Source organism: Streptomyces sp. LaBMicrA B280 (genome assembly GCF_049222185.1).
Classification (GTDB): Bacteria; Actinomycetota; Actinomycetes; order Streptomycetales; family Streptomycetaceae; genus Streptomyces; species Streptomyces murinus.
Genome location: NZ_JBMJCT010000044.1, coordinates 298,427 through 322,009 on the forward strand (window position 1 = coordinate 298,427; position 23,583 = coordinate 322,009).

The following is a 23,583-nucleotide window of genomic DNA, read 5'->3' on the forward strand; positions in this document are numbered from 1 at the left end:
TGTTGGCTGGACGCCGTACCACTTTCGGCCGCCCCGGTCCGCCGGGGCGCACAGAACGGAGGAACGTCATGGCAGACGCTCCGCGGCAGTCCCGGGTCCATCTCGTCGGCGGGGGCATCGCCTCGCTCGCGGCGGCGGTCTTCCTGGTCCGCGACGCAGGGCTTCCCGGCGAGAACATCCGGGTCCTGGAGGAGCTGCCGGTGGCCGGCGGCTCCATGGACGGCGGCGGGGAGCCCACCGGCTACGTCACCCGCGGCGGGCGGATGCTGGAGGAGGAGGCGTACACCTGCCTGTGGGACCTGCTGGAGACGATTCCGACCCTGGACGACGAGACGGTCTCGGTGCGCCAGGAGATCATCGACTTCAACGAGAAGTGGCCCACCGAGGCCAGGGCCCGGCTGATCGGCACGGGCGCGCGGATCCTGGACGCCGCCGACTACGGCCTCGACACCCATGACCGGCTCGAACTGCTGCGGCTGCTGATGCTGCCCGAGCGGCTGATCGGCGCCCGCCGTATCGAGGACTTCTTCTCCCCGCACTTCTTCGGCACCCACTTCTGGACGATGTGGCGCACCACGTTCGCCTTCCAGAACTGGCACAGCGCCATCGAACTGCGCCGCTATCTCCTGCGCTTCCTCCAGGAGTTCCCGCGCCTGCACACCCTGTCCGGGGTGCGCCGCACCAAGCTCAACCAGTACGACTCGATCATCCGCCCGGTGCGGGCCTGGCTGGAGGCCCGCGGGGTGCGCTTCGAGCACGGGGTACGGGTCACGGACGCCGACTTCGGCACCGACGAGCAGGGTGCCCGACGGCTGCGGCGGCTCCACCTGGAGCGCGCGGGCGTGCCGGAGACCTGTGAACTCGGCCCCGACGACTACGCGTTCCTGACCCTCGGCTCGATGACCGCCGACGCCGCGTACGGCGGTGACGACCGGGCGCCCGAGCTGGTGCGGGACAAGCGCGACGGCGGCTGGCGGCTCTGGGAGGCGGTCGCGGCCAAGGCGGACGACTTCGGCCGGCCCGCGGTGTTCAGCGGCGACGTGGACGAGGCGAAGTGGGAGTCCTTCACGCTCACCCTGCGCTCCCCGCGGCTGCTGCACCGCATCGAGGAGCTGTCGGGCAATCTGCCCGGCACCGGCGCGCTGATGACCTTCACGGACTCCGGCTGGCTGATGTCCGTGGTGGTCCCGCACGCCCCGCACTTCGCGGATCAGCCCGAGGACGTGTACACGCTGTGGGGCTACGGCCTCTTCCCGGACCAACCCGGCGACTTCACCGGCAAGCCGATGGCCGAGTGCACCGGCCGCGAGATCCTGACCGAACTCCTCGGCCACCTCGGCATGTCGGACATCGAGGAGGACGTGGCGGCGACCACGACCGTGGTCCCGGTCATGATGCCCTACATCACCAGCCAGTTCGCGCCGCGCGCGGTGGACGACCGGCCGCTGGTGGTCCCGCGCGGATCGGCGAACTTCGCCTTCCTCGGGCAGTACACCGAGGTCCCGGAGGACGTCGTCTTCACCGTCGAGTACTCGGTGCGCGGCGCGATGCACGCCGTGTACGAGCTGTTCGGCGTCGACCGCGAGATCCCCGGCATCCACCACGCCCTGGCCGACCCGCGCGACGCCTTCGGTGTGCTGCGGGCCGCGCTGGTGTGAGCCATGGCCGCGCGGACCCGGCCGGGCGGCACCGAGGCACCCTGCGCACGGGACCTCGGCGGCGCGGGAGGCCACCGAGGCACGGACAAGGGCCGACCGGCCCTATCCCGGCCGGGTACGCACGGGCACGATGGACCGGTGCTCCAGAACGACGGCTTCCGCCCGCTCGACCGGGGGACCTGTCTGCGCCTGCTGGCCGGGGTGCCGGTCGGCCGGGTCGTGTACACCAGGCAGGCGCTCCCCGCGGTCCTCCCCGTCAATTTCTGCCTCGCCGCGGACTCCTCCGTGCTGCTGCGCACCTCGGCGGGCTCGGACCTCGTGCGCGCCATCGACGGTGCCGTGGTCGCCTTCGAGGCGGACGAGTTCGACGCGGCGACCCGCTCCGGCTGGAGCGTGGTCGTCACCGGCCGCGCCACGCTGCTGCCCGACACCGACGGCCGGGAACTCCTCGACGGGCCGGACTCCTGGATGCCGGTCCGCGACGACGTGCTGGTGCGGATCGACTCCGAGGTGGTCACGGGGCGTGAGCTGACGGGCGCGTGAGCGTGCTCAGTGGGCGGTCCAGCCGCCGTCCAGGACCAGGGACGTACCGGTGACGAAGGACGCCTGGGGGCCGCACAGGTAGGCCACGGCCTCGGCGACCTCCTCCGGTTCGAGCAGGCGCCGCAGCGCGCTGTCCTTGAGCAGCACCTCGGACAGCACCCGTTCCTCGGGGATGCCGTGGGCCGCCGCCTGGTCGGCGATCTGCTTCTCCACCAAGGGGGTGCGGACGTAGGCCGGGTTCACGCAGTTGGAGGTGACACCGTGCGCGGCGCCCTCCAGCGCGGCCGTCTTGGACAGGCCCTCCAGCCCGTGCTTGGCGGCGACGTACGCGGACTTGAACGCGGAGGCGCGCAGCCCGTGCACCGAGGAGACGTTGACGATCCGGCCCCAGCCCTGCCCGTACATGTGCGGCAGGGCGCCGCGCACCAGGCGGAAGGGCGCCTCCAGCATCACGGTCAGCACCGTGTGGAAGACGTCCGGCGGGAACTCCTCGATGGGGCGCACCAGTTGCAGCCCCGCGTTGTTGACCAGCACATCGGTGCCGGCGGCCGCCGCCTCGGCCGCGTCCAGGTCGGTGAGGTCGAGGACGTGCGGGACGACGGCGCCCGCGAGGTCCGAAAGGCCCCGCGCCTCCTCGGCGAGTCCGGCGAGCCCCGCCGCGTCCCGGTCGACGGCTCTCACCCGGGCCCCGGCCGCCGCGAGGCGCAGCGCGCAGGCACGGCCGATTCCGCTCGCGGCACCGGTGACGAGGGCGGTGCGCCCGGCGAGATCGAGGGCGAGGGGCCGGCTGCGGGAGGTCATGGGCCGACCCTAACGAAGGCCACCGGCCGCGGCGGGGAGCGTCTCGGCCACGGGTGCCGTGCCGTGCCGTGCCGTGCCGTGCCCTGCCGTGCCGTGCCGTGCCCGGGTCAGCCGAGCGTGGCCGGTTCGAACCAGGTGGGCTCCTCGGCCATGGCCCGCTTGATCCGGGAGAGCGCGAACTCGTTCAGTTCGGGCAGCGCGTCCACCGCGAACCAGTCGACGTCCAGCGACTCGTCGTCGTTGACCCGGGCCTCGCCGCCCACGGCCCGGCAGCGGAAGGTGATGTCCATGTACTGGCAGACGTCCCCGTTGCCGTACGTGACCGGCTGGAGCGCCTGCACCAGGACGACCCGCTCGGGCAGGCACCGTACGGCCGTCTCCTCGAAGACCTCCCGCACCGCGCAGTCCGCGGGCTGCTCGCCCGGCTCCGGGATGCCGCCGATCACCGACCATTTCCGGGTGTCGGTGCGCCGGCCGAGGAGCACCCTGCCCGCGTCGTCGAAGACGATCGCCGTGACCCCGGGCAGCCAGAGCAACTGGTGACCGGCCGAGGCACGCAGGGCGCGGATGAAGTCAGGAGTAGCCATGGGAGCGACCCTAACCGGGCCTCGCCCACCCCTGGGCCCCGCGTCGCCGCCGTGCTACACCTCGCCCGCGCGGCGCGCCCGGGACCCGCTCCCGATCGCCCAGCCGATGCCGCCCACGGCGACGAGCACGAGCGCCATCTCGGGCAGGATGCCGAGGTCGGTCGCGGGCGTGGTGGAGGTGCGCAGCGGCACCTTCTGCTCCAGGTAGGCGGGCACGAACATGCCGGTCCGCTGGGTGATCTTCCCGTCCGGCATGATGATCGCGCTGACGCCGCTGGTCACCGGGACGGTCACGGTGCGGCTGTGCTCGACGGCGCGGACCCGGGACATGGCGAGCTGCTGGTAGGTCATCTCGCTGCGGTCGAAGGTCGCGTTGTTGCTCGGCACGGAGATCATCTCGGCGCCGTGCGTCACGGTGTCCCGCACGTCCCAGTCGAAGGCGGCCTCGTAGCAGGTGGCGAGCCCGACCTTGGCGCCGTCCATGTCGAACACACCCGGCTTGGTGCCCCGGCTGAAGTCCTGGCGGAGCATCGTGGTCCAGTCCTTGTTGATGGCCCCGACGAACCCGCGCAGCGGCATGTACTCGCCGAACGGCTGGATCTGCCGTTTGTCGTACGTCTGCGTCGGGCCCTTGGCCGGGTCCCACAGGATCTGCTCGTTGAGCTGCTTGCCGTCCTTGTCCACGACGGCGCCGACCGAGATGGGCACCCCGATGGCCGCCGACGCCTCGTCGATGACGGTGGCTGCGTCGGGGTCGTTGTAGGGGTCGAGGTCGGAGGAGTTCTCCGGCCAGAGCACGAAGTCGGGCCTCGGGACCTTGCCCGCCTTGACGTCGGCGGCGAGCTTGAGGGTCTCCTTCACATGGCGGTCCAGCACCGCGCGGCGCTGGGCGCTGAACTCCAGGCCCTCGCGCGGCACATTGCCCTGGATCACGGCGACCGTCCTGGTGCCGTCCTCCGCCTTGTCGCTGACCAGGCCGCGCGCGGCGAACGCGCCGGCCACCGGCACGGCCACGCTGAGCAGCGCGGCGGCGGCCGCGGAGCTGAGCAGCGCGGCGGCGGCCGCGGCCCGGCGCACGGAGCGCGAGCGGCGCCCTTCGGCGGCGAGGCGGGCCGCCTCGTACAGACCGAAGCCGCACAGCACGACCCCGAAGCCCAGGACAGGGGTGCCGCCGACCGCGGCGAGCGGCAGGAAGACGCCGTCCGCCTGCCCGAACGCGATCTTCCCCCAGGGGAAGCCCCCGAAGGGCATCCGCGCCCTTACGGCCTCGCCGGTGATCCAGATCGCCGCGGCCCACACCGGCCAGGCGGGCAGCCGGGACACGGCGGCGACGCCCACGCCGACCAGGGCGACGAACACGGCCTCCACCGCGACCAGGGCCAGCCACGGCAGGTAGCCGACCTCCACGCCGGTCCACACCAGCAGGGGCAGCAGGAAGCCGAGGCCGAAGAGATAGCCGAGCCCGAGCGCCGCCTTCCAGCCGCGCCCCCGCAGCACCCAGCCGAACCCGGCGAACGCGGGGAGCGCCAGCCACCACAGGGGGCGGGGCGGGAAGCTGACGTAGAGCAGCACTCCGCACAGGGCGGAGGCGAGGGCCGGGACCAGGCGCGGCAGCCGGCGACGCCATGCGCCGGGCGCGGGGGACGTCCGGAGCCGGTCCGGCTGGTCCACGGAAGTTGCGGTGACGGTCACCCGGGTGAGTGTACGGCCGCCGGCCTCGGCGCCGACAGCCACGGTCGGCGGGCGCCCACCGCCTCAACCCGGCTGTACGGCGGCCGGGAACCGGACACCGAACCACTGCTCGGCACACGGGGTCGCCGGGCAGCGCGTCCGCGAACCGGGCGAGCGCCGCCGTGCGCACCTCGGGCGAGGCGGACAGGTCGAAGAACGCCGTCCGGCCGTGCGGGGCAAGCTGTCGGGACCGGCCCGGGATCCGCTACGCGGCCGTCCCGGGGGTGATCGAGCGCAGCCGTGCCCTGAGCACCCGTACGGCGGATTCCGCGTTGTCCACGGTGATGGTGAAGGTGTGGCCGTCCCACAGGCTGAGCACGACGCCCTCGCCCCGGCGTACGACGACCGCGGTGCCCTTCTCGGGGCGCCAGCGGTAGCCCCAGCCGCCCCATTGCCGCGGGGTCACCAGGGCGGTGAAGTCGGCGCCCGCCACATGGGAGAGCGGGATGCGGCGGCGCGGCAGTCCGATGTGGCCGCAGCGCACCTCGACGCACTCCCGGTCGAGTCTGAGGTCGACATGGACGAAGGCGAGGGTGCCGAAGATGACCAGCAGTCCGGCCGCGATGCAGCCGACCACGGACATCGTCAGCGCGGTGATCCCGGACGTCCACGCGGAGTCCACGGCCAGCTTGATCCCCAGGGCCAGGCAGGCGGCCCCGGCCGGCGCCAGCAGCCACTGCACCCGGTTGGTGGCGCGTCCGGTCCAGACCTCGGGGGTGGCGTCGTCCTCGGTACGGGGCTGGTCCCTCATGACTACGACATTACTCAGGATTCCCTGCGCGGGTACCGTCTCTCGGCCCGTGCCCGCCCCCGTGCGGCCCTGGACGACGGAAACGGGACGGGGCGGCGGAACGGGTTCAGCGGCGGTCGGCGAACGGTCCCACCGCGGGCAGCAGCCGTCCCTCGGCGTAGTGCAGCGCCGCCGCGGGCAGCTCGCCCTCGCGGCCGCTGAGCAGCACCGTGAGGCCGCCCTCGGCGGGCGCCCCCGAGGCGGGAAGTTCGCCCAGTCGGCGCAGTGCCTGCGCGGCCACCGCACCGGCCGAGCCGTGCAGGACCAGCGGGGCCGCGCCGGGGCGCCGCACGGCGGTCCGGATGCGCTCGGCGACCAGCTCGTAGTGGGTGCAGCCGAGGACGACGGTCGTCACCTCCGCCGGTGTCAGCGCGGCGGCCGCGGCGACGGCCGTCTCGATCGCCGCCTCGTCCGCGTGTTCGATGGCCTCGGCGAGACCCCAGCAGGGCACCTCGGTCACCGGCACGCCGTCGGCGAAGTCCGCGATGAGTCCGCGCTGGTAGGCGCTGCCGGTGGTGGCGGGGGTCGCCCAGATCGCGAAGGGGCCGCCACCGGCCGCGGCCGGCTTGATCGCCGGGACGGTGCCGATCACCGGGATGCCGGGCTCCAGGCGGGCGCGCAGCGCGGGCAGGGCGTGCACGCTGGCCGTGTTGCAGCCGACGATCAGCGCGTCGGGACGGCGGGCCGCGGCGGCCTCGGCGACGTCCAGCGCGCGCCGGGTGAGGTCCTCGGGGGTGCGGGGTCCCCAGGGCATGCCGTCGGGGTCCAGGGAGAGAACGAGATCCGCGTCGGGCCGTAGGCGTCGTACCGCGGCCGTGGCCGCGAGCAAACCGATTCCGGAGTCCATGAGCGCGATCTTCACCCGGCCACGATAGACGATCCGCTCATGTGAACGGCCCGGGTGGGGCAGACTGCGCCCGTGAGCGCCTTCCTGTGGATCACCGTCGTCTCGCTGGCCGCCTGGTGCTGGCTGCTGCTGTGCCAGGGGTTCTTCTGGCGCACGGACGTCCGGTTGCCGCCGCGCCGGGAGCCGGAGGCGTGGCCGTCGGTCTGCGTGGTCGTACCGGCTCGCGACGAGGCCGCAGTGCTGCCCGCGAGCCTGCCGTCGCTGCTCGCGCAGGACTATCCGGGGCGGGCCGAGGTCTTCCTGGTGGACGACGGCAGCACGGACGGCACCGGGGAGCTGGCCCGCGCGCTGTCGAGGCGGCACGGGGGGCTGCCGCTCACGGTGGGCTCGCCGGGCGAGCCGCCCGCGGGCTGGACGGGCAAGCTGTGGGCGGTGCGGCACGGCATCGCGCTGGCCCGCGCGCGCGAGCCGGAGTACCTGCTGCTGACGGACGCGGACATCGCGCACGCCCCGGAGAGCCTGCGGGAACTGGTCGCGGCGGCCCATGGCGGCGGCTTCGACGTGCTCTCGCAGATGGCCCGGCTGCGGGTGGCGAGCCGCTGGGAGCGGCTGGTGGTCCCGGCGTTCGTGTACTTCTTCGCGCAGCTGTATCCCTTCCGGTGGATCGGCCGCGAGGGTTCGCGTACGGCGGCCGCGGCGGGCGGCTGCGTCCTGCTGCGCGCGGACATGGCGGAGCGGGCGCGGATCCCGGACGCCATCCGGCACGCGGTCATCGACGACGTCGCCCTCGCCCGCGCGGTCAAGGCCGCGGGCGGCCGGGTCTGGCTGGGCCTCGCCGACCGGGTGGACAGCGTGCGGCCCTACCCGCGGCTGGGCGACCTGTGGCGGATGGTCTCGCGCAGCGCCTACGCCCAGCTGCGGCACAGCCCGCCGCTGCTGCTCGGCACGGTGGCCGGGCTCGCGCTGGTGTACCTGGTGCCGCCGGTGGCGGTGGTCGCGGGCGCGGCGGCGGGCAGCGCGCCGGTGGCCGTCGTCGGCGCGCTGGCGTGGGCGGTGATGGCGGGCACGTACGCGCCCATGCTGCGGTACTACCGGCAGCCGCTGTGGCTCGCCCCGCTGCTGCCGTACACCGCGTTCCTGTATCTGCTGATGACGGTGGACTCGGCCGTGCAGCACCACCGGGGGCGGGGGGCCGCCTGGAAGGGCCGTACGTACGCGCGTCCCGGCACGGTTCCCGACGAGGGCTGAGTCACTTGCGGCCGGGCGTCCAGTTCATGCCCCAGCCGTAGGCGCGGTCCACGGTCCGCTGCGGGCTCACCCCGCGCTCCGGCACGAGGTAGCGGGCCTCGCGCCGGACGACGAGATCGCCGCCCGTGTTGGTGATCAGGGCGAGCGCGCACACCGTGGAGGGGGCCGTGCACTCGTCCAGCGCGAAGTCGACGGGGGCGCCGTACTGCGGCTGGAGGGTGACGGTGGCGTGCAGTCCGGCGAAGGACGACGCGCCCTCGTAGACGGTGACGAAGACGAGGACGCGGTGCAGGTCCGCCAGGTGGTCGAGGTTGACGGTGAGGTTCTCGCCGCTCGCCGCGGCGCCGGTGCGGTCGTCGCCGTCGAGATGGATGTACGGCGGCCGGTGCAGCGATCCGAAGGAGTTGCCGAGCGCCTGGACGACGCCCTTGCGGCCGTCGGCGAGTTCGTACAGGGCGCACAGGTCGAGGTCGAGGTCCCCGGCTCCGCCGTCGCCCCAGCGGGCGCCCCAGCCCGAAAGCTGTTTGCGCATCCGCCAGTTGAGGTTCACCCGCAGGACGCCCGAGGTGCCGCCCTGCTTCGCCAGCGAGACGGCGGGGGCGGCCTTGGTGAGGGTGACTTTCGCGAGGCGGACGGGGGGTGCGGCGGGTGGCGGGGGCGGCGGCACGTCGCTCCCGCGGGCCCAGGCGGGCGGGGGCGGCGCGTCGGCGAGAGAGACCGGTGCGGGCGGGGGTGGTACGTCCGGCGGCGGGGGTGCCGGGTGCTGCGGCTCGTCCACGGTGATGCCGAACTCCGTGGCGAGGCCCTCGAGTCCGCCGGCGTAGCCCTGGCCGACGGCGCGGAACCGCCAGCCGCCCTGGCGGCGGTAGAACTCGCCGAGCAGGAAGGCGGTCTCCACGGTCGCGCCCGGGCTGTCGAAGCGGGCGACGACCTGGCCGGACGCGGGGTCGGTCACCTCGATGTACAGGTCCGGGACCTGCCCGAAGGTGCCACCGTCCGCCGAGGCGGCGAGGACGATCCGCTCGATCGCGCCCTCCACCCGCGCCAGGTCCACGGCCAGGGTGTCGACGGCGAGCGCGCCCTCGGTCCGCTTGCCCTCGTGGCGCACCGCGCCCGAGGGGTGGACGGGCTGGTTGTAGAAGACGAAGTCAGCGTCGGAGCGGACCTTCCCGGCGGCGAGCAGCAGCGCGGAGGCGTCCGCGTCGGGCACTCCGGGCCCCTGGCGCCGCCCCAGCTCGACCCGCAGCGCGGTGGCCGGAACCGGTGTGTTCGATCCCTTCGCCATCGTCATGTCGCCCCCTCGCCTCCCGCCCGCGGTGTCCGCGGACGTCCGGATCATCCCCGCATGCCCAACCTATGCCCGGCCCCCGCCGAACTCCCCTGGGCCGCGCGGGCAAAGACGCAGGAAGATCGCCGGTCGACCGCCGGTAACCCGGCCGAGAAGTCCGTTCCTTACATGATCTATACGTGAACCGCTGCCCTTTTTCGACAAGTTCGCTCTGATTGAGTATCCCCGGTCACCGCCGACACGGAAAACAACCCTCTTATCGGTCTCCCCAACCAGCACATCGTGGGCTTAACTTATGTGCCATGACCTCCCCCCGCTCCACCTATGGCGGCGGCTATTACTCCGCCTCCTTCCGGGACACTCCGATCTACGACGCCCTCGTGGCCGAGCGGGGAACCCCGCAGATCGCCCCGATCCGGGTCCCCGCCGCCTACGACATGGGCAGCAACCTGCCCGCCCTGCCGTCGGCCCTCCCCGCCCTCCCGGCCGCGCCCTCCCCGCAGCCCCAGGGCCTCGGCTACGGCTATCCCCAGCAGGCACAGCCCGCTCCGTTCCAGCAGGCGCCCACGGCGTACATCCCGCAGCAGGCGAGCGCCCCGCGCGGCTACCCCGGCCCGGGGGCCCCGCAGCAGCGCCCGATGGCGCCCGGCACCGGCTACGAGGCGATGCGCCCGGCCGCGCCGCGACCCGCGCAGACGCCGTACCAGGACCCGTACAACAACCCTCAGCAGCGGGGTTACTGATCGAAGCGCCCCCGCTGTCGGTGGCACCTGGCACGATGGCGACATGGAACTCGCCGAAGTGCAGTCGATCCACCTCTACCCGGTCAAGGCGTTCCAGGGCCTCGCGGCCGACGCGGCCGCGGTGGAGCCGTGGGGACTCGCCGGAGACCGGCGCTGGGCACTGATCGACGCCGGGGGAAAGGTCGTCACCCAGCGGGAGCAGCCACGTCTCGCTCTGGCCGCCGCCGAGCCCCTGGCCGGCGGCGGTCTGCGTCTGTCGGCGGCCGGGCGATCGGCGATCACCGTCGAGGTGCCGGAGCCCTCGGACACCGTGCCGGTGAACATCTTCGGGCAGAAGATGGAGGCGGTACCGGCCGCGGCGGCGGCACACGCCTGGTGCAGCGCCTATCTCGACCGGGACGTGCGCCTGGTGCATCTGGACGACCCGGCCACCCGCCGCCCCGTCGACCCGGACTACGCGCTGCCGGGCGAGACGGTCAGCTTCGCCGACGGCTATCCCCTGCTCGTCACCACCTCGGCCTCGCTGGACGCCCTCAACTCCCTGATAGCCCAGGGCCGGCACGCCGCCGAGGGGCCGCTGCCCATGAACCGGTTCCGGCCCAGCATCGTGGTCCGTGGCACCGAGGCGTGGGCGGAGGACGCGTGGGCGCGCATCTCCGTCGGCGAGGTCGTCTTTCGTGTGGCGCGCACCTGTGGGCGCTGTGTGGTGACCACCACCGACCAGGGCACCGCCGCGCGCGGCCGGGAGCCGCTGTACACCCTGGCCCGGCACCGCAGGTTCGGCGGGAGCCTCGTCTTCGGGCAGAACCTCGTTCCGCTCACGCGCGGGACCGTCCGGGTCGGCGATCCGGTCCGGGTGCTGGAGCGGGGCGGGAGCGGGCCGGCCTGAGATCGGCGGACCCGGGAACCCCGGGGGCGTTGCCGGTCGTTGGGGTGACATGAGAAAGGCGTGAGACGTCGCGGCCGTGACCGGCCGCGGGGGACGTGGGGGGTGGGGAGATGCGGGCAGTCACGGGTCTGTGGCGCTGGAGACGCAATCCGCTGTGCCGCGCGACCGATCTGGCCGAGGCGTGGGTGGCGCTGGTGGCGCTGATGCTGATCGCCGTGGTGGCGCCGGTGACCGGCGCGCTGGTCGGCTTCGTCGCCGAGGACTCGCTCCAGCGTGCCGCGCGGGTGGAACAGCACACCCACCATCTGGTCACGGCCACCGTGGTACGGCCGCTGGGCCGGGCCCCCGACGGCGATCCCGACTCCGCCGGGGCGCACGAGGCCCGCAGCCGCGTCCTCGCCGACTGGTCCGCGGCGGACGGCACCGCGCACCGCGGCCCGGTCCTCGCCGACCTCAAGTCCCCGCGTGCCGGGGACCACTTCGGGCTCTGGACGGATCCGCAGGGCCGAATAACGACCCGCCCGCTGGACTCCGTCACGGCGGCGGCCCACGCCGTCCTGGCCGGATTCGGCGCCGCCCTGCTGACCGCGGGCCTGGTCGAGACCGTCCGGCGGCTCACCGTCTGGCGCCTGGTCCGCCGCCGGTACGCACGCTGGGAGCAGGCCTGGGACCGGGCGGGCCCGGACTGGGGCAAGGCGGGCACCGGCAGCTGACCGCGGGCGGCCTGTGGTCAACCCACCCCGGGCGCACACGCTACGGTGGACCGGCCGAAGCGCTTTCGGCGACAACCCGTAGACGGACGCACGTCAGGGACTCGCAGGTACGCGGGACGCGAACGGACAGGCCCAGGGGCCGGGCACGCTCACGGACCCGGCAGCGCCGCCCGTACGGGGCGTCGGCCATCAGTACGACGAGGTGGGGGCACAGCAACGCCATGGCACAGGGCACGGTCCAGGTGACGCACACCGGCACCTCGCGGTGGCGGCGCCGCACGGGTGAGTACGCATCGCTCGCCGCCGCCCTGGAGGCCGCCGCCGACGGCGACGTCCTCACCATCGCCCCCGGCACCTACCGGGAGAACCTGGTGATCCAGCGGGCGGTGACCCTCCGCGGGCCGGACGGCTCGCCCGGCTCGGTACGGATCGCGCCGGTGGACGGGGTGCCGCTGACCGTGCGGGCCTCGGCCGTGGTACACGACCTGCATGTGGAGGGCCAGGACGCGGCGGCGCCCGCGCTGCTGGTCGAGGAGGGCACGCCCGAGCTGATGGATGTGCGGATCGTGACCCGCTCGGCCGTCGGCGTGGAGGTGCGCGGCGCGGCCCGTCCGACCGTGCGCCGGATCACCGTGGACAACCCGGCCGGTATCGGCATCGCCGTACTCGACGGCGGCAGCGGGGTGTTCGAGGAGTGCGAGATCGTGGCGGCCGGACAGGCGGGCGTGGCGGTGCGCGGCGGCGGCCGTCCGCGCCTGGACCGCTGCCGGGTGCACCACGCCTCGGGCACCGGGTTCACCGTGACCGGGGAGAACTCCGCGCTGGAGGCGGTCGGTTGCGAGATCTACGAGGTCCGCGGCTCCGGGGTGCAGGTCAGCCAGCGGGCGACCGCGCAGCTGACCGACTGCGATGTGCACCGCACCACCGCCGACGGCGTCACGCTGGACACGGACGCGGTGCTCACGCTGGAGGACTGCCGGATCCACGACATCCCGGAGAACGCGGTCGATCTGCGCTCGCGTTCGGTGCTCACGCTGACCCGGACGACGGTCCGGCAGTTCGGGCGCAACGGGCTGTCGGTGTGGGACCCGGGCACCCGGGTGGACGCCAACCAGTGCGAGATCTTCGACAGCACCGGTGACTACCCGGCGGTGTGGGTGAGCGACGGCGCCACCGCGGTGCTGGACTCCTGCCGGGTGCACGATGTGCCGGACGCGCTGTTCGTGCTGGACCGCGGTTCGCGGGTGGACGTGGTGGACAGCGATCTGTCCCAGGTGCGCAACACGGCCGTGTCGGTGAGCGACGGGGCGACCGCGCAGCTGGACGACTGCCGGATCCGGGACACGGCGACCGGCGCCTGGTTCCGGGACCACGGCAGCGGCGGCACCCTCAACAACTGCACCGTGGACGGCACCCAGACCGGTGTGATCGTCACCAAGGGCGCCGACCCGACCATCGAGCGCTGCACCGTCGACTCCCCCGCCGAGGCCGGTTTCTACGTCTCCGCGGGCGGCCGGGGCAGCTTCCTGAACTGCCGGGTCAGCGGGAGCGGCGGCTACGGCTTCCATGTGATCGACGGCTGCCGCACCACGCTGCGCAAGTGCCGCACCGAGCGCTGTGCGCGCGGGGGTTACGAGTTCGCCGAGGGCGGCGCGGACGCCGGTTCGGGTTCGGGTCCTGTGGTGGAGGACTGCACCAGCGACGAGAGCGGCAGCCTGCGGCCCCCGGCGACGCGGGAGACGGCCGTGCAGACGGTGTCGCACTCCCCCGGGCTGCTCGGCTCGATCCCCGGGCAGCGCAGCACCGAGCAGGAGCCGTCGCTCGCCGCGGCGGAGCCGGTGGAGCCGCCGCGTACGTCGAAGGACGTGCTCGGTGAACTCGACGCGCTGGTGGGCCTGGAGAGCGTCAAGCGCGAGGTGCGGGCGCTGACCGACATGATCGAGGTGGGCCGGCGCCGGCAGCGGGCGGGTCTGAAGGCCGCGTCCGTCAAACGGCATCTGGTCTTCACCGGTTCCCCCGGCACCGGCAAGACGACGGTCGCCCGGCTCTACGGTGAGATCCTCGCCTCCCTCGGCGTGCTGGACAAGGGCCATCTGGTCGAGGTGTCCCGGGTCGACCTGGTCGGCGAGCACATCGGTTCCACCGCGATCCGCACCCAGGAGGCGTTCCAACGGGCGCACGGCGGGGTGCTGTTCATCGACGAGGCGTACGCGCTCTCGCCACAGGACGCCGGGCGTGACTTCGGCAAGGAGGCCATCGACACGCTGGTGAAGCTGATGGAGGACCAGCGGGACGCGGTGGTGGTGATCGTCGCCGGGTACACGGCGGAGATGGAGCGCTTCCTGTCCGTCAACCCCGGTGTGGCCTCCCGTTTCTCCCGCACCATCACCTTCGGCGACTACGGCCCGCAGGAGCTGCTGCGGATCGTGGAGCAGCAGTCCGACGAGCACGAGTACCGGCTCGCGCCCGGCACCGCCGAGGCCCTGGTCGGCTACTTCACCGCCCTCCCCAAGGGCCCCGCCTTCGGCAACGGCCGCACCGCCCGCCAGACCTTCGAGGCCATGGTCGAACGCCATGCGAGCCGTGTCGCCCAGCTCCCCGACCCGACCACGGACGATCTGACCCTGCTCTATCCGGAGGACCTGCCGGAACTGCCCTGAGCGGTCTCATCAGGTCGCCGACTCCCCGCGTGGAGCGGGCAGTTCGGTGTGCAGGCGGGCCAGCAACTCCGTCCGTACCTGGGCGAAGGCCGGGTCAACCTGGTAGCCGGAGTGACCGAGGATCGGGGCCGGGAGCGGGTGCTCGGGGGTACGGCCGTAGCTGAGGGGGTCCCGCAACGGCGGCCGGTCGACGGGCGGTTGGCCGTCGGCGGGCAGGCACACCGGGCCGCCGATCGGGTCGGTACGGCGGTAGAGGTTGTGCCAGCACGCCACGTCCCGGTGCAGCCCCGCGAGCGCCGCGGGCCCGAAGTGGGCCGGGAACCAGCGGCCGTACAACCGCTCCAGCGGTGAGCCGTACGTCAGCAGCGCGATCCGCGCCCGGGTGGCGGGCGTCAGCTGCCAGGCCGCCGCCGCGGCGAGCACGCTGCCCTGGGAGTGGCCGGAGAGCACCAGCCGGCCCCCGGTCGCCTCGGTCCAGGTCGCCATCCGCCAGGTCAGGTCGGGCACCGCGCGCTCGGCGTAGCACGGGGGCGCGAAGGGGTGTGCGGCGCGCGGCCAGAAGGTGCCGACGTCCCACAGGATGCCGACGGTGCGCCGGGCGCCGCGGTCCTTGTAGGCGCGCCGCCCCCAGGTGACGAACAGCAGGAAGCCGAGCCCGACCAGCCAGGAGCCAAGGCCCTGGGAGATCCCGGCGGCGATCCGTACGGCGGCCGCCGCGCCGCCCGCCGCGCCGTCCGGCGACCTCCCGCTGGCCAGCGCCCCGGCCAGCGCTCCGCCGCCGAGCACCAGGGCGGCGGCGGAGAGCACGGTGAGGACGAGCGGGGCACGGTCGGTGAGCGCGGCCATGGCCCGGGTGTGGGCGATGGCACGGGTACGGGCGGGGTCCTCGGGCTCCCCCGGGTGCTCTTGGCGTACGCGCTCGCGCTCGGCACGGGCGAGCCGTGCGGTACCGACGGCGAGCCGGACGGCCAGCCCCAGCAGGACCGCGAGCAGCGGCGGAATCATGGACGCCTGCCAGGTCAACGACACCGGCGGCCCGACGATGCCGCCCCCGGCCCCGGCCCCGTCCAGCCAGTCAGCCACCCGCTGAGCGACCCCACCGGACATCACCCCACCCAACACACAGGCGAGCAACGCAGTGGCGGGCCCACCGAGACCGCGGGTCCCGGGGACGGGGCGGGGGCCGGAAGCGGGGTCTGGGGCCGTGTCTGGGTCAGGGACACGGTTGAGGTCTGAACCGAGGTCGCGATCGGGGCCGGAGGTGAGGCCGGGGGCGGGGCCGGGAACAAGACTGAGGCCAGGGCCAGAGTCGGGGCCAGGGACACGGTTGAGATCTGAGCCGAGGGCGCGGTCGGGGCCGGAGCTGAGGCCAGGACCGGGGCATGAGCCGAGGCCAGGGCCGGGGTCGCGGCCGAGGCCAGATTCTGAGTCGAGGCCAGGACCAGGATTGCGACCGGGGCCAGGGCCAGGGCCGAAGCTGCGGCCAGGACCGGGGGCACGGTCGAGGTCTGAACCGAGGTCGCGGTCGGAGCCTGAACCGGAGTCGCCTCCAAGGCCAGGGCCAGAGTTGCGGCCGGGGCCGAGGCCAAGACCGGGGCCAGGACCGGGATCGCGGCCGGGAACAGGGTCGGAGCCGGGGCCGCGGTCAGGGCCAGAGCCAGGCTCGGGGCCTGAGCCGAAGCCGGAACCAAAGCCAGGACCGAAGCCGGGGCCGGGGCCGGAGGCCAGGCCGGAGCCGGAGACCGGGCCGGGGTTAGCGGCCAGGCCGGAGACCGGGTCGGAGCCGGAGACCGGGCCGGGGCCGGAGGCCAGGCCGGGGCCAGCGGCCAGGCCGGGGCCAGCGGCCAGGCCGGAGCCAGCGGCCAGGCCGGAGCCAGCGGCCAAGCCGGAGCCAGCGGCCAAGCCGGAGCCGGAGACCAAGCCGGAACCAGCGGCCAGGCCAGGGTTAGGGCTGGTTTCGTCGGTGGGGGTCGGACGCTCCGTTCCCCTGCGGTACATCCCCCACGCCACCGCCCCGAGTGCCACCACCAGCGCCCCCTGCGCCAGCATCAGGCCGCCGAAGGCCGGGTCACCGGGTAGGCGGCCCGATGATCGCCAGTCGGGGCGGGACCAGCCGGTGTAGAGGGTGGCGAGGAGGAGCAGGGCGAGCGCGCCGAGCGGGAGGCGTCGTACCACGTGCGGGTCGAGCCGCTGGTCGACGCGGTGTTCGTCGCGGCCCCGGCGGCACACCACGGCCACCGTCGCGCCCGCCCCGGCCAGCAGGCAGGCGGTCAGCACCCAGCCGAGGGCCTCCAGCGCCCCGGAGCCACCGGGCCGGTGGTCGAAGCGGACGGCAGGAGTGACGAGGGCGGCAGCGACCGTCAGCAGCCCGGCCGCCGTATGGGCGGCGCGCAGCCGGGCCACCAGTCGGCGCCCGTACCAGAAGCCGGGCCGCGCCAGGGCGCTGTCGCCGGGGTCCGGCGCCGGACCCTGGACCAGCGGCCGGTGCGACTCGTACGCGCTCCAGGTGCGGTGCGACAGATACCAGAGCAGGAGGATCAGCCCGCCCGGCGCCGCCGCCCCGAGCGCGAGCCGCCGTCCCGGCTGGGCCCACCAGCCGCCGGAGGTGCCGAGCAGCGCCGCCCACCGGCGTACGCCGGGCCCCTGGGCCGCGTCCGGGGTGAGGAAGGCCAGCCAGAAATGGCGCCGGGCGCAGCCGCGGGCGCCGGCGCACTGCCAGGCCACCAGATCGAGGGCCACCTCGCACGCGGCGGCCACCAGCAGCACCGTGAGGGTGAGGGCCACGAGCCGCACCAGCAGGCCGTAGAGGCGGACGGCGCGCGGCCGGGCCGGGGCGGCGGGGCGCATCCAGTGGGCGAGGTTGACCACCATGAACGGCAGCAGCAACAGCCACAGGGCGCGCCCGGCGTCACCGGAGGTGAGGTTGCACCAGACGTACGCCTCCTGCACCGGCCCGCCCCGGGACCTCGGCCAGGACCGGCGGACGTCGTCGGCGCGGCGGAAGACCGCCGCCGTGTCGTCCCCGGCGACCCGCACGGTGCGCGCGTCGCCCAGCATCTCCTCCGGGGTCGTACCGCCGACCCCGTGCACCAGTAACTCGAGATCGACCGGCTCGGGCGCGCGGCCCCCGGCCGGCTGTCCGCCGGGGCATTCCTGAGCGCGTTCCACACTTCCCCCGTGACGCCGTACGGCCAGTGTCCGTGCGCGCTTCAGGATGTCCGGTTCCGGCCCACCGCACACCGCTCGTCACAGAATCTCCCCGATCGGCGCGGCGACGCGCAGGGCCCCGGGCCGCCCGCCCGCATGGCACCGGGCGGTGGCGCACCCCGTGCCGTCCCGTGGAAAGATGGGACGCCCGCGCACCTCCGGACGGACGAACGCACCGCTCGCAGGCGGGTGCGCCGGGTGTGTCGAACGGTTGGCGGCGAAAGGACCGGAGCGTACGTGAGCGAGAATCAGCACCTCCTCGCGGAGCAGCGCCGCGCCCTGATCCTGGACGAGGTCCGGCGCCGCGGCGGTGCCCGGGTCAACGAACTGACCCGCAGGCTCGGTGTGTCGGACATGACCGTGCGCCGCGACCTGGACGCGCTGGCCCGGCAGGGCGTGCTGGAGAAGGTGCACGGCGGCGCGGTCCCGGTGGTCGAGGCGAGCACCCATGAGCCGGGCTTCGAGGCCAAGTCGGGCCTGGAGCTGTCGGCCAAGGAGGACATCGCGCGGGCCGCCGCCACCCTGGTCACCCCCGGCACCGCGATCGCCCTGTCCGGCGGTACGACGACGTACGCGCTCGCGCAGCATCTGCTGGAGGTCCCGGACCTGACCGTGGTGACGAACTCGGTGCGGGTCGCGGACGTCTTCCACACGGCCCAGCGCACCTCGGGACAGCACCAGGGCGCGGCGACGGTCGTACTGACCGGCGGGGTGCGCACCCCGTCCGACTCGCTGGTCGGCCCGGTGGCGGACCAGGCGATCGCCGCGCTCCACTTCGACCTCCTCTTCCTCGGGGTGCACGGCATATCGGTCGAGGCGGGCCTGTCCACGCCGAACCTGGCGGAGGCCGAGACCAACCGCCGCCTGGTGCACTCGGCGCGGCGCGTGGTGGTGGTCGCCGACCACACCAAGTGGGGCACGGTGGGCCTCAGTTCGTTCGCCACACTGGGGCAGGTGGACACCCTGGTGACCGACTCGGGGCTGCCGCAGGAGGCGCGCGCCGAGGTCTCCGAGCGGCTGCGGCGGCTGATCGTGGCCGGGGAGCCGGACATCGAGGACGCGACTGGGGACGACGAGGACGCGGACGCGGACGGCAACACCGACACCGACACGGAACCCGGCGACGCCGTCGAGGACAACTGACACCACGTCAACTACGCTGCCCCCACGGCCCGTCCGCGCGGAAGGGACCAGCACTCGTCAACGCCCCACCTCCGTGCGGGACTTCACGAGGAGGTTGCCGCCATGGCCCAGCGTCTGCGTCCGGTCGGTCCGGACTTCGTCGACCGCGCGCCCGTACGGCTGGTGTTCGGCCGGGACATGAACGCCGCCCCGGATCTCGTCTACCGGGCCCTCGCCGAGGACGTGTCGAGCATGCCGCAGTGGTTCTCGGCCGTGGCCGGCGCCCGGTCGACGGACGGCGGGCGCGAGGTCCGGCTGCGCGGCGGCATCCGCTTCGAGGAGACCGTCCTCGCCGCCGAGAAGCCCGAGTTGTACACGTACCGCGTCGATGTGACCAACACCCCGGGCGCCCGCGCCTGGGTCGAGGAATGGCGGCTGACCCCCGTCGGCACCGGCACCCGCATCCGGGCGGTCTTCGCCCTCGACGGCACCGCCGCGTTCCGCCTCGGCTGCCGACTGGCCGCCCCGGGCGTGGGCCGCGCCTTCCGGCAGGCGGCGGGGGCGCTGGACCGACGGCTGTCCTGAGCCGTCCGGGACGGCGCAGGACCGCGATGTCCGACGCCCTCGCGCGGCGCACGCGGGCGTACTGGTGTGCGCGGGGCGTGCGTGAAATCAACAATCAACAAAACAAGAGATCAATTACTCCGGTGCACCCGCGGAATCATCGCTATTTCCCAACCATGGCCGAATGACGACTTATTGGCGGTCTTCACTTCTGCTTCATTGGAACGCGTTGTGTCGCACCTACCGAGGAGGCCGCATGGCCGAAGTCAAGAAGGTCGTCCGCCCCGCGATCACCGCGTCGTCCCGCCCCTGCGCGTTCGTCTCGCCGGACAAGGGCAACGCCCCGACCATCACCCCCGTCCGCAAGGCGGCGGAGCCCGTCTCCGCCCCCGCTGAGCAGCGAAACGAGTGTGCGTCGGCCTGACGGCCGATGTCCTCCGGGGTCCCGGTCCTCCGGCCGGGCCCCCGGTCTCACGCGGACCGGACCGAGGACCGGGGCGGTCCGCCCGCACCGGCTTCGTGCCGCACGCCGCACGTCCCCTCGGAAGTCGTGAGACGCAGGGAGAAGGCTCCGCCATGCAGAATTCGATGTACCAGTCCTCGCGCTACGTCCGTACTCTTCGTACCGCAGGCGATCAGGATTTCACGTCGTTCGGAGGCCGACTCGATTCCTACGGGGACGACGAGCGAACCATGGCCTTTCATTCACTCTTCGGAAATGCTCGGTTGATCGACCGGGACATCGTGGAACTCCTCAAAGAGGCCGCCCAGGGCCTCGGCTGGGACCGGCTGCGCGAGCGGGTCGACGAGGACTCCCTGCGCGACCTCGTGGCCGCCCGGTTCCTGGTCGAGGCGGGGCACGACGAGGCCAGGGAGATCGACACCCTGCTGGAGAGCCGGCGCGGTGCCCTCGGCAGCGGCGTGTTCCACTCCTCCATCCAGCTGGTGCTCACCAACGCCTGCAACTTCTCCTGTCAGGGCTGTTTCGCCTACAACTTCGACGGCGGCGTCGAGGAGCGCAACACCTCGGGCGAGTCGGTGAAACCGGGCCCGGTCCTGGTCGAGCTGCGCCGCTCGCGTGCGGACACCGGCCCGGCCACCCACCAGGACTCGGGCCCGACGCTCGCCAGGGGCGACTGGAACCACGGCTCGGACGAGGGCCGCAACCCCTCGATGCACATGTCGCGGGACGTGGCCGAGAAGACCGTCAAGGAGGCCATCGCGCTGCGCAAGGCCAACGGCGGCGGCCATCTGACGGTGTCGTTCTTCGGCGGCGAACCCACCCTCGCCCGCGGCACCATCCTGCACGTCCTGCGCACCTTCGGCGACCACTACGACGGGGTCACCCTCTCCTACGACCTGACCAGCAACGGCTCCCGTATCGACGACGAACTGCTCGCGGCCCTCGCCGCACACCACGTCGACACCACCGTCTCCATCGACTATCTGGTCCCGGAGACCGGCGAGTTCCGCGGCGGCCAGCAGCAGCGCACCCCCTGGGCGGTGGTCCGCAAGGCGATCCTCGACATGAAGGCCGCCGGCGTCCCCGTGAACATCACCACCGTGCTCTCCCAGTACACCTGGGGCAAGTGGGGCACCCCGCTCATCGACTTCGTCGCCGAGGCCGGCCTCGGCACCCTGGACGTCATCGTCTCCTTCCAGGCCAAGGAGTTCTTCCGGCAGCACAGCCCGCACGACGTGGCACAGCGGCTGCTGGCCGCCGTCGACTACGGACGCGAGCGCGGCGTCCAGCTCAGCGGCTACTGGTACCAGACCTTCCAGATGATCATCGACGACGCCAAGTGGGCCGAGCAGGCCGACTACAAGACCTGCCCCGCGGTGGGCCGTCAGCTCTCCATCGAGCCCAACGGCAGCGTCTTCGCCTGCAAGGCCACCGCCCGCAAGCTGGGCACCATCGACGACTGGCGCGGCATCTTCGCCTCTCCCGCCTACCAGGACTACGGCATGCGGGCCTACACCAACGGCCCCGGCTGCCAGGGCTGCGAGCTGCAGGGCACCTGCTCGGGCGGCTCCGCCGGAGCGCTGGAGGAGGAGAACGGCTCGATCCAGGTGATGTCGCCCGGCTACTGCGCCTATATGCGCGAGGTGGTCCAGGGCCTGCTGGAGCGCCACCACACCCAGAGTCTCGCCACCCTGTCCTGACCCGGAGCCCCCGCGCTCCCCCGCAACGGCCCGCCCGCACGCGCGGCGGGCCGCCGATCCACGATCCGGCCCCGCGACGTGAGGTCCGGGCCCAGGAAGGGTGACTGACTCCATGGCAACGATCGGCATGCACTTCGGCCATGACGCGGGCGTCGCGCTCACCGACGCGGGCGGCTACCGCGTCATCGAGGCCGAACGCCGTCTGGGCTTTCGCCATGTGTGCGGTGGCAACGGCGACTTCCCGCGGGAGGCCGCCGTCTGGCTGGCCGAACTGCGCGCCCGGGCCGCGAGCCCGGTGACCCGGATCGCGGTGGCCGACTGGTACACACCCCGTTGCCAGGTGCTGCCCCCGGCGCTGGTCGAACTCGTCGGCGAGGACGCCCGCTGGACGGCCACCGGGGGCACCGGCCTCGCGGACGCCGTGACCCGGGTGATCAAACCCCTGGACTGGCCGCTGGCCAAGGGCTTCGACGACATCACCCTGACCGCGGTGCGCCACCACTACGCCCATGCCGCCCTCGCCTATTTCACCTCGGGTGCCCGCAAGGCCCTGGTGCTGGCCCTGGACGGCACGGGCAACTATGCCGAGTGCGGCATGGTCTGCCTCGGCGACGGCGACCAGCTCACCCCCGTGATGTCCTTCACCAACCGCACCGGCCCCCGCTTCGGCCTGGTCTACGAGGCGCTCGCCCGGCGGATCCACGGCAGCCAGTTCGACACCGGCAAACTGCTCGGGCTGACGGCCACCGGCGAGACCTCCGCCGCCCTGCTGCCCGTACTGCGCGCCATGCTGGTGCCGCAGTCCACCCGGCGCGCCTCCCCGGAGCTGTACGAGCCGCTGGACGAGGACCGGCTGACCGGCACCGCGCTGCGCTACGCCGACACCTGGTGGGAGTACGACCCGGGCAGCGGCGGCTATCTGGACGCGGGCCTGGCCGACTCCTCCGACGACGATGTCGTGCACTCCTTCGGCTCGGTCTTCCCCGACGAGATCCGCACCGCCGACGGCGCCACCACCGCGATCGGCACCTCGCCGGACGAGCGGATCTGCCGGGATCTGGCGGCCACCCTGCAGACCGCCGTGGAACAGGACCTCACCCAGCTGGTCACCGGGCTCAGCCGGCGCTTCCCCAGCTACGCCACGCTCTGCTACGCGGGCGGCTGCGCGCTCAACATCACCGCCAACAGCCTGCTCGCCGAGAGCGGCCAGTTCACCCGCGTGTCCGTCCCCACCTGCTGCGACGACTCGGGAATCGCCCTCGGCGCGGCGCTCGCCGTCGCCGACCCCGCCGACCGGCCCGCCCTGATCGGCCGCTCCGACTGGGCGTCCCTCGCCTACGCCGGACCGTCCCTGCGGGGCCTGGACCCCCTCGGCCCCGGGGCCACTCCCCTGACCGACGGCCTCACGGCGCGCCTGCGCGGCCTCGGGCTGTCCCTGCGCCGCGCGGCCGACGACGAGGAGTTCCTTCAGTCCGTCGCCGCGCTGCTGGCCGAACAGCGCTGTGTGGCCTGGCTGGAGGGCGGCATGGAGACCGGCCCCCGGGCCCTCGGCCACCGCTCCCTGCTGGTCTCCGCCCACTGGCCCGGCGCCCGCCGGTACGTCTCCGAGACCATCAAACGGCGCGAGTGGTTCCGGCCCGTCGCCCCGATCTGCCCGGAGGAGGTCGCCGACCAGTACTTCGCCGGGCCGCTGGACCATACCGAGACCATGCTGTTCGCCGTACGGGTGCGCCCCGACCGGGCCGAACAGCTCGCCGAGGCACGGCACATCGACGGCACGGCCCGCCTGCAGACCGTACGGCCCGACACCCAGCCCCTGCTGCACCGGCTGTGCCACGCGGTCGCCGCCCGCACCGGGTTGCCCGTGCTCATCAACACCAGCGCCAACGGCGGCGGCCGCCCCATCCTCAACCACGTCGACGAGGCGATCGAACTGCTCGCCGAGACCGAACTGGACGCGGTGGCGCTGCCCGAACACCGACTGATCGCCGAGTGAACCCCGCTCCCGTACCGCACCCTGGAGAGTGTC

At 73.6% G+C, this 23,583-nt stretch carries 19 protein-coding genes; 12 read left to right on the plus strand and 7 right to left on the minus strand.

Annotated elements, in window-relative coordinates:
- Positions 1–68: 68 nt before the first annotated feature.
- Together ACLF5H_RS29675 and ACLF5H_RS29680 are read left to right on the plus strand one after the other, a co-directional pair.
- The gene (locus ACLF5H_RS29675) at positions 69–1,658 is read left to right on the plus strand and encodes an oleate hydratase (protein ID WP_421679060.1); all 1,590 of its coding nucleotides are present in this window, start codon (positions 69–71) and stop codon (positions 1,656–1,658) included.
- A gap of 138 nt (positions 1,659–1,796) precedes the next feature.
- Entirely contained in the window at positions 1,797–2,201 is a 405-nt protein-coding gene (locus tag ACLF5H_RS29680) for a pyridoxamine 5'-phosphate oxidase family protein (protein ID WP_421679061.1), read from the plus strand.
- Between the two features lie 6 nt (positions 2,202–2,207).
- Here the strand turns inward: ACLF5H_RS29680 and ACLF5H_RS29685 are convergent, their stop codons facing one another.
- The 5 genes from ACLF5H_RS29685 to ACLF5H_RS29705 all read right to left on the minus strand — a co-directional run bounded on the left by ACLF5H_RS29685 (position 2,208) and on the right by ACLF5H_RS29705 (position 6,957).
- Positions 2,208–3,002, minus strand: a complete 795-nt coding sequence (locus ACLF5H_RS29685; RefSeq protein ID WP_421679062.1) for a 3-hydroxybutyrate dehydrogenase — start codon at positions 3,000–3,002, stop codon at positions 2,208–2,210.
- 107 nt (positions 3,003–3,109) lie between these two features.
- Positions 3,110–3,589: an NUDIX hydrolase gene (locus ACLF5H_RS29690; protein WP_421679063.1), complete on the minus strand. Its 480-nt coding sequence runs from the start codon at positions 3,587–3,589 to the stop codon at positions 3,110–3,112.
- Between the two features lie 54 nt (positions 3,590–3,643).
- Positions 3,644–5,281 carry an apolipoprotein N-acyltransferase gene (lnt, locus tag ACLF5H_RS29695; RefSeq protein WP_421679064.1) on the minus strand — a complete coding sequence of 546 codons (1,638 nt, stop codon included), beginning with the start codon at positions 5,279–5,281 and terminating at the stop codon, positions 3,644–3,646.
- 244 nt (positions 5,282–5,525) lie between these two features.
- Positions 5,526–6,071 carry a hypothetical protein gene (locus ACLF5H_RS29700; protein ID WP_421679065.1) on the minus strand — a complete coding sequence of 182 codons (546 nt, stop codon included), beginning with the start codon at positions 6,069–6,071 and terminating at the stop codon, positions 5,526–5,528.
- 106 nt (positions 6,072–6,177) lie between these two features.
- Positions 6,178–6,957 carry a glutamate racemase gene (locus tag ACLF5H_RS29705; RefSeq protein WP_421679066.1) on the minus strand — a complete coding sequence of 260 codons (780 nt, stop codon included), beginning with the start codon at positions 6,955–6,957 and terminating at the stop codon, positions 6,178–6,180.
- Between the two features lie 54 nt (positions 6,958–7,011).
- On the opposite strand from ACLF5H_RS29705, the gene ACLF5H_RS29710 reads away from it, so the two are divergent.
- Positions 7,012–8,205, plus strand: coding sequence for a glycosyltransferase (locus tag ACLF5H_RS29710; RefSeq protein ID WP_421679067.1), 1,194 nt, complete (start codon positions 7,012–7,014; stop codon positions 8,203–8,205).
- Between the two features lies 1 nt (position 8,206).
- Here the strand turns inward: ACLF5H_RS29710 and ACLF5H_RS29715 are convergent, their stop codons facing one another.
- Positions 8,207–9,490, minus strand: a complete 1,284-nt coding sequence (locus tag ACLF5H_RS29715; RefSeq protein WP_421679159.1) for a TerD family protein — start codon at positions 9,488–9,490, stop codon at positions 8,207–8,209.
- A gap of 305 nt (positions 9,491–9,795) precedes the next feature.
- Here ACLF5H_RS29715 and ACLF5H_RS29720 point away from each other — a divergent pair, with 305 nt between their 5' ends.
- The 4 genes from ACLF5H_RS29720 (at position 9,796) to ACLF5H_RS29735 (ending at position 14,498) form a co-directional block, all read left to right on the plus strand.
- Positions 9,796–10,236, plus strand: a complete 441-nt coding sequence (locus ACLF5H_RS29720) for a DUF6643 family protein (protein ID WP_421679068.1) — start codon at positions 9,796–9,798, stop codon at positions 10,234–10,236.
- A gap of 43 nt (positions 10,237–10,279) precedes the next feature.
- Positions 10,280–11,125: an MOSC domain-containing protein gene (locus ACLF5H_RS29725; RefSeq protein WP_421679069.1), complete on the plus strand. Its 846-nt coding sequence runs from the start codon at positions 10,280–10,282 to the stop codon at positions 11,123–11,125.
- A gap of 110 nt (positions 11,126–11,235) precedes the next feature.
- On the plus strand, positions 11,236–11,838 hold the full coding sequence (locus ACLF5H_RS29730; RefSeq protein WP_421679070.1) for a hypothetical protein: 603 nt from the start codon (positions 11,236–11,238) through the stop codon (positions 11,836–11,838).
- 221 nt (positions 11,839–12,059) lie between these two features.
- Complete coding sequence (locus ACLF5H_RS29735; protein ID WP_421679071.1) at positions 12,060–14,498, plus strand: right-handed parallel beta-helix repeat-containing protein; 2,439 nt, start codon at positions 12,060–12,062, stop codon at positions 14,496–14,498.
- 9 nt (positions 14,499–14,507) lie between these two features.
- Here ACLF5H_RS29735 and ACLF5H_RS29740 read toward each other — a convergent pair whose 3' ends face one another.
- Entirely contained in the window at positions 14,508–17,666 is a 3,159-nt protein-coding gene (locus ACLF5H_RS29740; RefSeq protein WP_421679072.1) for a hypothetical protein, read from the minus strand.
- A gap of 276 nt (positions 17,667–17,942) precedes the next feature.
- Here ACLF5H_RS29740 and ACLF5H_RS29745 point away from each other — a divergent pair, with 276 nt between their 5' ends.
- The 5 genes from ACLF5H_RS29745 to ACLF5H_RS29765 all read left to right on the plus strand — a co-directional run bounded on the left by ACLF5H_RS29745 (position 17,943) and on the right by ACLF5H_RS29765 (position 23,550).
- Entirely contained in the window at positions 17,943–18,848 is a 906-nt protein-coding gene (locus tag ACLF5H_RS29745; RefSeq protein ID WP_421679073.1) for a DeoR/GlpR family DNA-binding transcription regulator, read from the plus strand.
- Between the two features lie 102 nt (positions 18,849–18,950).
- The gene (locus tag ACLF5H_RS29750) at positions 18,951–19,412 is read left to right on the plus strand and encodes an SRPBCC family protein (protein ID WP_421679074.1); all 462 of its coding nucleotides are present in this window, start codon (positions 18,951–18,953) and stop codon (positions 19,410–19,412) included.
- A gap of 235 nt (positions 19,413–19,647) precedes the next feature.
- Positions 19,648–19,815, plus strand: coding sequence for a hypothetical protein (locus tag ACLF5H_RS29755; protein WP_421679075.1), 168 nt, complete (start codon positions 19,648–19,650; stop codon positions 19,813–19,815).
- Between the two features lie 269 nt (positions 19,816–20,084).
- Positions 20,085–21,554 (plus strand): radical SAM protein, encoded by a 1,470-nt coding sequence (locus ACLF5H_RS29760; protein WP_421679076.1) that lies wholly within the window; start codon positions 20,085–20,087, stop codon positions 21,552–21,554.
- A gap of 112 nt (positions 21,555–21,666) precedes the next feature.
- Positions 21,667–23,550 carry a carbamoyltransferase C-terminal domain-containing protein gene (locus tag ACLF5H_RS29765; RefSeq protein WP_421679077.1) on the plus strand — a complete coding sequence of 628 codons (1,884 nt, stop codon included), beginning with the start codon at positions 21,667–21,669 and terminating at the stop codon, positions 23,548–23,550.
- Positions 23,551–23,583: the final 33 nt, after the last annotated feature.